The sequence below is a fragment of the Phascolarctobacterium sp. Marseille-Q4147 genome (assembly GCF_017968825.1).
Classification (GTDB): Bacteria; Bacillota; Negativicutes; order Acidaminococcales; family Acidaminococcaceae; genus Phascolarctobacterium_A.
Window position 1 is genome coordinate 1,970,739 of sequence record NZ_CP072874.1, and the last position, 12,926, is coordinate 1,983,664.

The 12,926-nt window shown below is 44.7% G+C and carries 7 protein-coding genes; all 7 read left to right on the forward strand.

All coding sequences use genetic code 11. The features are described from left to right. The first annotated feature begins 91 nt into the window (after nt 1–91). The gene (locus KAH19_RS09130; protein WP_210684337.1) at nt 92–2,008 is read left to right on the forward strand and encodes a TonB-dependent siderophore receptor; all 1,917 of its coding nucleotides are present in this window, start codon (nt 92–94) and stop codon (nt 2,006–2,008) included. Between the two features lie 166 nt (nt 2,009–2,174). Then, nucleotides 2,175–3,134, forward strand: a complete 960-nt coding sequence (locus KAH19_RS09135) for an ABC transporter substrate-binding protein (RefSeq protein WP_210684338.1) — start codon at nt 2,175–2,177, stop codon at nt 3,132–3,134. Between the two features lie 145 nt (nt 3,135–3,279). Continuing rightward, nucleotides 3,280–4,770: an ATP-binding protein gene (locus KAH19_RS09140; RefSeq protein WP_210684339.1), complete on the forward strand. Its 1,491-nt coding sequence runs from the start codon at nt 3,280–3,282 to the stop codon at nt 4,768–4,770. A 282-nt stretch (nt 4,771–5,052) separates the two neighbouring features. Next, entirely contained in the window at nt 5,053–6,867 is a 1,815-nt protein-coding gene (locus KAH19_RS09145) for a TonB-dependent siderophore receptor (protein WP_210684340.1), read from the forward strand. Nucleotides 6,868–6,974: 107 nt separating this feature from the next. After that, nucleotides 6,975–7,952, forward strand: a complete 978-nt coding sequence (locus tag KAH19_RS09150; RefSeq protein WP_210684341.1) for an ABC transporter substrate-binding protein — start codon at nt 6,975–6,977, stop codon at nt 7,950–7,952. A 131-nt stretch (nt 7,953–8,083) separates the two neighbouring features. Next, nucleotides 8,084–11,794, forward strand: coding sequence for a cobaltochelatase subunit CobN (gene cobN, locus KAH19_RS09155; RefSeq protein ID WP_210684342.1), 3,711 nt, complete (start codon nt 8,084–8,086; stop codon nt 11,792–11,794). Between the two features lie 98 nt (nt 11,795–11,892). After that, on the forward strand, nt 11,893–12,921 hold the full coding sequence (locus KAH19_RS09160; RefSeq protein WP_210684343.1) for an ATP-binding protein: 1,029 nt from the start codon (nt 11,893–11,895) through the stop codon (nt 12,919–12,921). The last annotated feature ends 5 nt before the right edge of the window (nt 12,922–12,926 follow it).

Genomic DNA, 12,926 nt, shown 5'->3' on the forward strand with positions numbered 1-12,926 from the left:
TATACGTTATTTGATGAAAATGAATTGCAGATAAATTATGTTAGCCTAAAGGATTATCTGCGAAAAGTATGAGTAAAGGATGTGCGAATAAATGAAGGTTGTTAAGGGATTGAGCAGTGCAGTGCTTTTGACACTGCTTTTGGGTAGTGCATCAGCTGTTTATGCTGATGAGGTTCAAGAATATGCGCTTGATACAATGGTTGTAACAGCAACTAGAGTTGAACAAAAGGCATTTGATACGCAAGCTGATATTACAGTTATTACACGTGAGGATTTAGAGAAAAAGCATTATACTGACTTAGGTGATGCATTAAAGGATGTACCGGGTGTAACCTTACAAAATTATGGTGTTACCGGTGAAAACTATTCCTCTAACAGATTGTATATTAATGGTTCCTCTAACTTAGTAGTTTTAGTAGATGGTATGCGTGCTAATGTTAATGGTTCTACATCTGGTGCTTTATCTCCGTCGGAATATGCAAACCTGGATACTGTAGAAAGAATAGAAATACTCAAGGGTTCTGCTTCTACGCTGTATGGTGCCGATGCAGTTGGCGGTGTAATTAACATTATTACAAGAAAACAAACAGAGAATGGTGTACGTACTTCTATAAGTGCAATTGGTGGCAGCTATAATCGTCAGACATACAGATTCATGAACCAAGGTAATGTAGACGGAACCTATTGGATGGTTGCTGCTCAGAAAAACTTGGCGAAAGATTTCAAAGATGCTGATGGGGATAAGATTTCTCACAAAGTTGACAGCAAGGATTATAAGCTGACTTTAGGTCATAAATTTGGTGATAATGCTGATGTTACATTAAAATATAACAAATATAAATCCGATTATGAAAGACCAGCACAAGGCGGTTTATTACCACAGCTTGCCGACAGAAATAAAGGTAAAAAGGATATTGATAAATTATCCTTAGCATGGCAGCAAAAACTGACAGATGAATTAAGCAACAGTATGGTTATTTATCGCAATACTAATAACCTTAATGACAGCTATAATAAGCCAAAAAGCATTTGGCTGATGGACTTAAAAACTGTTGGCTTTACCGACCAGTTGACCTATAAAGTTGATAATAATACATTGATTGCCGGCTATGATTATTATAAGGATACTGTTAATGATTATTCTGCTTCTGGCGGTTCTAATAAATTTAGCGGAAAAAGCATTGATAACAAGGCATTCTTTATTCAAAATGAATTCAAGTTTGCTAAATTCTTCAATATTACTCCCGGTTTGAGATATACTAAAACTTCTCAGTTCGGCAGCAATACTTCTAAGAGCGTGACTATTGGCTATGATAATAATAAAACCAATGTATATGCGTCTTACAAAGAGTTTTTTGTTGCACCTAAAATTGCGGAATTGTATTCTAAATATGGTGATCCGTCATTAAAAGCAGCAGATGGTAATACCAAGGAAATCGGTATTAAGCAACAGCTTGGTAATGACTTTACCGCAACATTGAGCTACTTTAAAACAAAGGCTTCTAATATGATTGCTTACAATGGTGCAACAGGTCATTATGCTAATATTGCTAGCGAGAATACCTATGGTTGGAATTTTGGCTTAAATAAGAAATTTAGTGATAAATTTTCTTCCTATGTAAATTACACGCATATTGATATAGCTCCGGAAACTGCAAAGAAAAACAGCAACCGTGATGGCTATATTCCTAGAGGTGAATGGAAAATCGGTGCAGATTATACTTTAGATAAACTGAATGTAAATATGTTTGCTAAAGCTATTGTAAAACGTCCTGGCCGTATGGTAACTCAAAGTACCGTTCCTGACAGCTTTAAATCCTTCTGGCTGTGCGATTTGAATGTAAACTATAAAGCTACAGATAATATTAAAGCATTCTTTAAAGTAAACAACATCTTTAATAAGCTGTATACCGATCAATGCTATAATATGACTCCTCTCGATTCCAGCTCCAACTGGTATCCTGCACCGGGACGTAACTTCCAAGTCGGCGTAGAATACACCTTCTAATCAGCCCCTAACCTTATTCATATACACTTAACTCCTTGGAGAAAGGCGGAGCAGAGCAAAATCTGTTCTGCCTTTTTCATATGCCAAACTGCTATAACTTGCTTATGGCGAAAGCTGTTGTTCGTGCTATAATAGCTATACTGAGGAAAAAAAGGATGAAGAAAATATGCAAAAACAAAAATATCACAAGATAATAACATCGCTGCTGCTGTGCCTGAGCCTGCTTTTAATAGTTGTAGGCTGCAGCAGAGAAGCTGCGCAGAAATCGAACAGCACTGCTGCCTATACCGTTACAGATTCGCAGGGGCATAAGCTGTGTTTTAAAGAAAAACCCCAGCGCATTATATCTATGTCTATAAGCACGGATGAAATCCTCATTGACCTTGTACCAAGCAGCCGCATTGCTGCCTTTTCACGTCTGGTGGACGACCCGGGGATTTCCAACATTGTTGAGCGGGCGCAGAGTGTGGGCAGCAGAGTGGATGGGCAAAGCTCGGAAGCCATTATGGCGCTGCACCCTGATTTGATATTGATACCGGATTTTGTTAAGCCGGAGGTTATTCAGTCGCTGCGCGACATGAATTTGCAGGTTTATGTTTATAAAACTCCCAAGAGTATGGAAGATGTGCGTCAGTGTATACGCTTTCTGGGCGAGGCCGTTGGCGAAAAGGAACGCGGTGACATGATGGTTACCGCTATGGACGAGCATCTGAAGAAGGTGCAGGATAAAATAGGCAAAATCCCTAAGGAAAAACAGAAGCGTATAGTTTTTATGCGCAGCAACGGTGCTTACTACAGTCCGGAGGCTTCGTTTAACGATGTCTGCAGATATGCACAGGTTCGCAATGCTTTGGAGGAGCTGCATTATGATAAGCCCGGCATAGTTAATCAGGAGGCAGTTGTTCAGCTTAACCCGGAGGTATTTTTACTCGCAGGCTGGAATTATGACGGCCAGCATGATCCGAAGCAGATGGAGGAAGATCTGTTGAATAATCCCGGCTATCTGACAACGGATGCTGTGAAAAACAGAAAGGTTTATACGGTGCCGGCTAAGCATGTATTGTGCGTGTCGCAGTACATTGTCAACGCTGTAGAGGATTTGGCGGACGCTGTATATAGTGAATAAAATTATCAATGACGTCGGTGAGCGGTGAAATGCTGCTTGCCGACTTTTTTTTGCAACAGTTGCCAAAATAGTTGCCAAACTTATTGACTAGTTGACAAATAGTTGTTAAACTATAGATAAATAGCAACGGAAAGGAAGAAAAAGTATGCAAACTGAAGACTTACGCAAGCTTGTTGACAAGATACAACGCCTGCAATGCGAAATGCAAACAGTAGAACTTAAATCTGCTAATAAGGGCTGTCCTACACGTTTATACGATACATTGTCGAGTTTTGCTAATCAGGACGAGGGTGGCGTTATCGTGTTCGGCATAGATGAAAGCAAAGGCTTTGAGGTTGTCGGCGTTTATGATGCGCAGGATTTGCAGAAAAAGGTAACGGAACAGTGTAATCAGATGTCACCTTGCGTGCGTGCTTTATTTACTGTTTGCGAAATTGATGACAAGGTTGTAGTTTCGGTAGAGATTCCGGGGATAGATGTTGCGGAAAGGCCTTGTTTTTATCGTGGTACAGGCAGATTAAAAGGCGCTTATATCCGTGTGGGTGATGCCGATGAGCCAATGAGTGAATATGAGATTTACAGCTATGATGCCTTTCGCAAACGCATTCGCGACGATATTCGCGAAGCAACGGGTGCACGCAGAAGCTTTTTTGATGAAGAAAAGCTAGCAGCGTTTTTGCAGGCAGTCAAAAAGGACCGCAAAAATCTTGCTAAGCATGTCAGTGACGAAGAAATCCTGGAGCTGATGGGTGTTACGGTAAACGGACAGCCGACGTTAGCGGGCGAGCTGTGCTTTTCTAAATACCCGCAGGGAGCGTTTCCGCAGCTATGCATTACGGCCGTTGCTTTGCCGGGGAATGAAATGGGCGAGCCCGGCTTGCAGGGCGAGCGCTTTATTGATAACGAGCGGATTACAGGAACGATAGATGAAATGGTGGACGAGGCAGTTGATTTTGTGAACCGCAACAGTCGTCACAGTACGATTATTGATGATAAGGGCAAGCGTGCAGACAGAGATGAGTATCCTTTAAAGGCAGTGCGTGAGGCGATTCTTAATGCTTTGGTGCACCGGGATTATAGTATTCACTCGGAAAACGTGCCTGTGCGTTTGGAAATATATCGTAATCGTCTGGAGCTTATTTCCAGTGGTGGCTTGTATGGCAAGCTGACGCTTGATGCTTTGGGCAAGGTGCGGCCGGATACGCGCAACAGTGCGCTGGCGAATATTTTGGAGCTGCTGCATGTTACCGAAAACCGTTACAGCGGCATTCCGACTATTTATCACGAGCTGGAAAAGGCACAGCTGCCGCCGCCGGTTTTTGCTGTACGTCATGGCGAGTTTGTAGTTACCTTTAAGAGTAAAATTGCCCAGGTGTATGATATGCCTGCTTCTGGCGTTGGCGCTGTACATGAGGAGCAGGTGCAATATAGTAGCAATCAGGCGGACAGCGTTGAAGAACGATTGTTGGCATTCTGCGCAGTGCCGCGCTCCAGACAAGAGATTATTGCTTTTCTGGGCTTTTCGCGCTATTATTCCATGTCGAAAATTGTGCAGCCGTTGATTGATGACGGCAAAATTGCTTTGACGCTGCCAGATAAGCCTAAAAGCTCCAAGCAGAGATATGTGAGAAAATAATAATGTAGTATGCAATGCCAGGCAGGACGGATTTATTCTGTCCTGCTTTTTAATATAAAAGCGGAATGAGTCTTAGAAAGAAAAATAATAAAATAAAAATACTTGACTATATGATTGCTATATCGTTTATGATAATTCATGTTTCAATAGATAGCACAGGACTATGAAAGACTAGCTGTGTTTGTACGGGAACAAAAAGTAAACCGATGATTATGAAAGGATTGAAAATCAACAATGAACAAGGTCAAGGTATTGAGTAACGCGGTATTGATGTCTGCACTTATGAGTACAAGTGTAGTATGGGGTACAACAGCGTTTGCTGCTGAAAACACTCCGGAATATTTTTTGGATACGATGGTTGTTACGGCAACAAGAACTCCGGTAGAAGCATTTAAAGCAAATGCCAACGTCAGTGTTATTACAAGCAAGGAAATTAAGGAAAGACATTATAGTGATTTATCTGAAGCATTGCGCATGGTTCCCGGTGTCTATATCGGTAACTACGCTCCTGCCGGCTATGATAACAGTAATGCTCTGAAAATTAATGGTGCTGACGAAATCGTTGTTTTGGTAGATGGCGTTAAGATTAACAATGTAAGCAATCGTGTTTCTGCGGTAATGCTCAAAAACATGGATAATGTTGAACGTATTGAGGTTCTGAAGGGTTCTGCTTCTACTCTTTACGGTTCCGATGCTAAGGGCGGCGTTATCAATATTATTACCAAAAAACCGGAAAAAATTTCTACTTATTTCCGTGTAGACGGCGGCAGCAATAGCGTAACCAATTACTATATGGGTCAGTCCGGCAGAGAAAAAGACTGGTCATGGGATGCTAACGTAAGCAGAAACCTTAGTGGCGATTTCAAAGATGGCAATGGTGTAACTACTCCGTCTTCTTCCAAGTCTACCAGCACTAATTTCAAAATCACTAAAAAACTGAGCGATAAGCATGAGCTGACAGCTACTTATGATTCCTATAAAGCAGATTATAAATATACTGCTTTGTGGGAGCCTGCTTTGAAGAATGGTAAAGTAGACAATCAAAACTATAAATTTATTTTGAACAGTGATTTTGACGGCAATACGACAAATGTTTTGTCTTTCGTAAATCTTGATAATGATACTGATTTTAATGGTTACAAGACCAAAACAAATACTAAACGTATTACTGACCAGCTGTCTACACAGTTAGGTAATCATTTACTGACTGCAGGCTTTGAGTTCAGCCATGATAAGGTTATTACATTTAACGGCAAGAAGATGATGAATAGAGCCTTCTTCCTGCAGGATCAGTTTGATATTACCGACCAGCTGAAGCTGACTGCCGGCGTGCGTCATGATAATAACTCCGGCTTTGGCAAGCACACTACTCCCAGTGCTAACCTGGGTTATACCTTTAATAAAGACAGAACTAATGTCTATGTAAGCTACAGCGAGTATTTTATTCCGCCTTCTCCAAGCAACCTTTACAGTGCAGCATACGGCAATCCGAATATCAAGCCGGAAACCGGTAATACTAAGGAAATAGGCATTAACCATAAATTTGATGATACCTTTGTATTATCTGCACATGCTTTTAAACGTTATTCTGAGAATAGAATCGGTTATGTATATCCTAAATATGCGAATGTAGGTGATGAAAAAGCGCGTGGTTGGGATATCCAGCTGAAGAAACAATTTACACCGCAATTCTCTACTTATGTCGGTTATACACATTCAGTTATTGATGCAACTGCTCAACGTGCGAAAAATGTTGACGGCTATGTACCGAAAGGCGCATGGGATATTGGCCTGGATTATGATAACAAGGACTTTAATGCCAGCCTGATCGGTAAGGGTGTTATTGACCGTATGGGACCTCAGTCTACAGACGCTGCTGATGCTTTCTTCCCGGCAACAACCTACTTTGTTTGGGATGCATCTATGAACTACAATGTTAATAAGAATGCGAAGATTTATTTCAAAGTTAATAATATCTTTGATAAATTCTATGCAGAGCATTCTAATGCCCGTTATAACTGGAGCGCAGATCCTGACGGACAATGGTGGCGTGCTCCCGGTCGTTCCTTCCTGGTAGGCATGGAATATGCATTTTAAGCATATTTGACAAAACTTAAGCTTTTTTCAAACTTCACACTCCCGAAAAAGTGGGGCGGATGTATTCCGTCCTGCTTTTTCATATAACAGGAAAATGAGGTGAAACGATGTGGAAGAAGTTACTGATGCTTTTGCTGCTGTTGGCATTTTGTACAGCAGGCTGTCAAAAGCAGTATGTTGAAAAAACAAGCGGAGCAGCCTATCAGGTAGTTGATTCGCAAGGGACTGTAATAAAATTTTCCCAAAAGCCCCAGCGGATTATGACAACACATTTTAATCTGGATAATATTGTGATGGGACTTGTTTATGAAGAGCGTGTTGTTGCACTTTCTAAATCAATGTATGATGCTTCGGTATCTTACATAAGTACTGAGGCAATAAAAAAGCCTACAAAATTAAATTATGATTTTTCTTCAGAGCAGGTTCTGGCACTTAAGCCGGATTTAATCATCGCCCGAGAGAGCACAGGTGAAAACCGCATACAGACCTATCGCGCCATGGGGATACCTGTATACGTGGTGAGCAATGCGAATAATGTGGAAGAGATAAAAAAGCAGATTCAGGAGATAGGTCAGGCTGTGGGGGAATCAGAGCGTGCGGAAAAGCTACAGCAGAGGATGCAGACACAGCTTGACTATATCAAAAGCAAGGTTGATAGCGCTAGCATGAAGCCAAAAAGTGTGATGCTTGTTTCTAAAATGAACCATAATTACGGTGGTAAGGGCTCTTTTTTTGACGATATGTGCCACTTTGCCGGGGTGAAAAATGCACCTGCAGAGATAGGTGTGCTCAACGGTCAGCTAATGGATAAAGAAATAATGCTACGTGCTAACCCGGATTACTTTCTGCTTTCACTGTCATGGGAGCTTAAGCATGATAACAAGGACGGGTATAAAAAGGAATTTTTGGATGATCCTGCGCTGGCTAATCTGGAGGCGGTCAAGAATAATCATGTCTGTTATTTGAAGGACAAGTATTTATATGCTTCCAATCAAAACTGCGTATGGGCAATTAAGAAGATTGCCAATCTTGCTTATGGAAATATATTTACTGATGAAGAGGAAGTTTTTCTTAAGGGATATTAGCAAATAAGGCCGAAGTGCTTGACTGTATGAGAACTATATAGCGTAATATTTTTAGTGTTGTGAGGGCGATGGTTGTTCGTCCTCATTTTTATGAAAGAATAGGAGTATCGATAATTTTCGGAGGTGAAAGAATGCAACAAATTTTATTTCTCACCAATATGGAGAAGACTGCAGCCTATCTGCAGGACGCATTGAAGTTGGCGCAGCAGACGCAGGACGCTGTCACAGGACAGGTGCTGTATGTCCCCAGCGATACAGAGTGGACAAAGGATATGGAAAAGCAGCTGCAGCAGGCGGAGGTAGTCATCTTCCCTTGGATGGGAACTGGCCTGAGCACCAAGTTTCTGTCGGAATCTTCATCCTATCTGCTGGCCAACAAAAAGAAGCACGTCTATCTGATGACCGGTAATCCGGAGGATATACTGCACGGCGGGCTGTCTGAGGAGGAGCTGAAGCGGATAAATGATTATTATAAATTCGGCGGTCTGCAGAACTGGACAAATTTATGGCTGTGGCTGGCGCAGCAGTTTTTGCAGGCAGGATGTAATGCGCCTGCTCCCGAGCTTTTGCCTTGGGATGGCATTTACCATCCGCGTGCAGCCAAGGTTTATGATGATGTGGAGGAGTATCGCCGTGATTTTTGCAAGGCGGACAGACCGACATTGGCAGTAGTTTTCTTCCGCAGTGACTGGCTGTGGGGCAATACCGTTTTTGCAGATGCGGTAGTCAGAGAGATTGAAGCGCTGGGGTGCAACGCCTTATGCTTCTTTTCTACAAGCTCGCCTGACGCCGCAAGCGGTTGCGGCGGCTTTAAAGAAGCCTTAAGCAAGTATGTTTGCACAGAAGGAAAATGTTATGCCGATGTTTTCATCAACACTATAAAATTTTCCTTGTTCAGCATTCGCGCTTGTGCCTTGGATGATTTGACGAAGCTTAATATCACGGTGCTGCAGGCCTATACCCTGTATCGTTCGTATCAGGAATGGTACGAAAATTTTGATGGCATGAGCGCCGTAGAGGTGGCGTACAGCGTGAGCCTGCCGGAGTTTGACGGTATTATCCACAGCTGCCCGGTGACGACGGTGGAGCGTGATGCGGAAGGCAAGCAGGTTACGCAGGAGATTGCCGAGCGCATGAATATGCTGGTGCGCAAAGCAAAAAAGCTGGCACTTCTGCGTATTAAACCGAATGCGGAAAAGAAAATCGCTATTGTTTTTCACAACCATCCGTCGACCAATTCCAACATTGGCAGCTGTGCGGCGATAGACAGTATTGAAAGTGTGCGCCTGCTGCTGCAGGATTTGCGGGATGCAGGCTATGTCGTTGACCATATTCCGACAGACAGGCAGAAATTCATTGATGAGCTTATTGCCGGTGCGACGAATGACAGGGACTACATGAGCGAAAAGCAGATTGATAATGCCGATGCCAAGCTCTTAGTCAGTGCATACCGCGATTATTACAGGACGCTGCCGGAAAAGGTACAGCAACGTCTGGCGAACGATTGGGGCGAAGCGCCAGGTGATGTTTTCTTTTATGATGATTTTCTGTTGATTCCAGGAACGATGAACGGCAATATTTTTATTACGATGCAGCCACCGCGCGGCTTTGGCGAGGATCCTGACAAAATTTATCATTCCCCTGACTGTGCGCCGACACATCATTATATAGGCTTTTATCATTGGCTGCGCGATATTTGGGGCGCAGATGCGATGATGCATATCGGTACGCATGGCAGTTTGGAATGGCTTCCGGGCAAGGGCGTGGCGATGGGCAATGAATGCTATCCGGATATCTGCACCGGTGATTTGCCCAATGTTTATCCCTATTGGGTTGTCGATACGGGTGAGGGCATACAGGCCAAACGCCGCAGTGCTGCCTGCCTTATCAGCTATCTTTCGGCACCTCTGAGTATTAGCGGTGTATATGATGAGCTGGCGGAGCTGGAAAAGGCTCTGGAGGAATATGTGCACTTTAAGGCTGATAAGGATGCCGATTTGAGTGAGCCGATGGCACAAATCAGGGAGAAGGCCGCTGCTGCTGACCTTATGGATGAGGTGCGTGAGGAGGATGCTGCTGATTTTGATGAATATGTCAGCCATCTGCACACATATCTGACGGATTTGAAGAATATGCAGATGACTACCGGCTTGCATATCATGGGCAATCCGCCGCAGGGCGAAAAGCTTACGGAATATCTTTATGCGTTGGTGCGTCTGGAAAATCCCGATATGCCGTCACTGCCTAAAACATTGGCACAGGCTTACGGCTATGATTATTATGAGCTGATTGACAACAGCAGTAAGCTATTGCCTGACGGTATTTTGAGTTACGGCATGCTGCTTGATAAAATCAACAGCCAATGCTTGGAGATTATCCGTTTGCTGCAAAATGATGGTTTCGTAGTCCACGAAGATAAATTGCGGGCGTTGGAGTGCGTAAAGTGTTGGGATGAGACTGTGCAGCAGGATATTATAAAAATTGCCGGCTTCATCTGCGACAAGCTGTATCCCAGTCTGGCACATACTACCTGGGAACGAAGCAACTGCATCCGTGCGCTGCAGTCAGAATATATCGAGCCTAGCGCCGGCGGTGCTCCTACGAGCGGCGGTGCCGAGATTTTGCCGACCGGACGCAATTTTTACGGCGTTGACCCGCAGCTGCTGCCTACGCCCGTAGCGTGGAAAATCGGTTCGCAGATGGCGGAGGACGTGATCAACAAGTTTGTGGCGGAGGAAGGGCGTTATCCCGAAAGTGTTGGTATTTTGCTGTGGGCAACCTATAACATGCGCTCTAATGGTCAGTGTATGGCGGAATTTATGCGTCTGATGGGAGTGCGTCCTGTTTGGCAGAAAGGAACCCTGAAGGTGACAGGCATCGAGATTATTCCGCTTAATGAGCTGAAGCGTCCACGTGTTGATGTTACCGGACGTATCAGCAGCCTGTTCCGTGATACACTGCCTGGAGCGGTTTGCTGGCTGGATAAAGCAGTACAGCAGGTGGTAGCGCTTGACGAAAGCTTCGAGGACAACTTTGTGCGCAAGCATGTCATGGAGGAATCTCAACGATTGGAAAGCGAGGGCGTGGACAAGGAGCAGGCCTGGAGACAGGCATCCTACCGCATTTTCGGCGATCCGCCGGGAGCGCATGGCGCAGGCGTGAGCGCACTTTTGGCTTCCCGCAATTGGGATGACCTGGGCGATATTGCCGATGTGTATGTGCGTTGGGGTGCACATGTTTACGGCGAGGGCGAAAAAGGTCAGTACAGGCCGCAGCTGTTCACTAATCGTATGGCGAAGCTGGAGGTTACCGTCAGCAATATTGATAACCGCGAGTCTAATCTGCTGAATTCCGATGATTACAACGCTTATCGTGGCGGTATGATTGCCGCAGTGCGCAATTTCAGCGGCAAGATGCCGAAGAACTATTGCAGTGACAGTTCCGACCGTCAGCATGTTGTGATTCGCACGTTGGCGGAAGAGGTCAAGCGTCTGTTCCGCGGTGAAGCGATTAACCCCAAATATATCCGAGGCATGAAGGAGTTTGGCTATAAGGGAGCAGGCGATTTGGCAACCTATGTTGATAACTGTTTCCAATGGGATGCTACCAGTGCCGTTATGGAGGACTGGATGTATGAAAAGTTTGCGGAAAAATATGCCTTGGATGCAGATATGCAAAAATGGTTTGCTGAGGTTAATCCCTGGGCGTTGCGCAGACTGACGGAGGTTTTGCTTGAGGCGGAGCAGCGCCAGATGTGGAATGCTAAGCCGCAAACAAAGCAGTCGCTGCAGGAGCTGCTGCTGAATATTGAAGGAGAAATTGAAGAACGCGGCGATGAATAAAAATTTTCATTAATTCGCTTGCGTGTATACCTAGTAGACACTGTATAATTAGATACATATTTTATTGATAGTTCTTTTTAATAAACGGAGGAATATAAATGAAACGTACTGCTGTATATCCTTTTACTGCGATTGTAGGACAGGAGGAAATGAAGCTGTCCTTGATTTTAAATGTTATTAACCCGGCTTTAGGCGGTGTTTTGATTAAGGGTGAAAAGGGCACGGCGAAGTCCACCGCTGTGCGCGCTCTTGCCGAGCTGTTGCCGCCGATGGCGGCTGTGCACGGCTGTCGCTTCCATTGCGACCCGCACAGCAGCCAGCTGTGCGATGACTGCACTGCGAAGCTGCAGGCAGAGGGCAGCTTGCCGGAAGAAACCATCAACATGCGCGTAGTGGAGCTGCCTGTCAGCGCAACAGAAGACCGCGTTGTCGGTACATTGGATATTGAGCATGCGATTAAGCATGGTGAGAAAAAGTTTGAACCCGGTATTTTGGCGCAGGCTAACCGTAATATCTTATATGTAGATGAAATCAACCTGTTGGATGACCATGTTGTCGACGTGCTGTTGGATGCCGCTGCTATGGGAGTAAACACTGTTGAACGCGAGGGCGTTTCCTACTCCCACCCCGCACGTTTTGTGCTGGTTGGCACGATGAACCCTGAGGAGGGTGACATCCGCCCGCAGCTTTTGGACCGCTTTGGTTTGAGCGTTGTTGTTACCGGCGAGCATGACCCGCTGCAGCGCGTAGAGGTAATCAAACGCCGTCTGGCTTACGAAAACGATGCGGAAAGCTTCATTGCAGGCTATAAAGAGGCACAGGAGGAGCTGGCAGAAAAAATTATTGCTGCCGGCAAGCTGCTGCCGGAGGTAACTATTGATGACAAGCTGCTGGAAACTGTGGCTAAACTGTCGGTAGAACTGGGCGTAGACGGCCACCGTGCGGATATTACCGTTATCAAGACAGCGTTGACCTTGGCTGCCTTCAACGCCCGCAAGCAGGCTAACCTTGATGACCTGAAGGAAGCTGCTAAGCTGGTGCTGCCGCACCGTATGCGCCGCCGTCCGTTTGAAGAGGGCGAGCTTGATTGGAATAAAGTAGAGAGCTTTTTGGCTGCCGAAGCCTAAGGAGC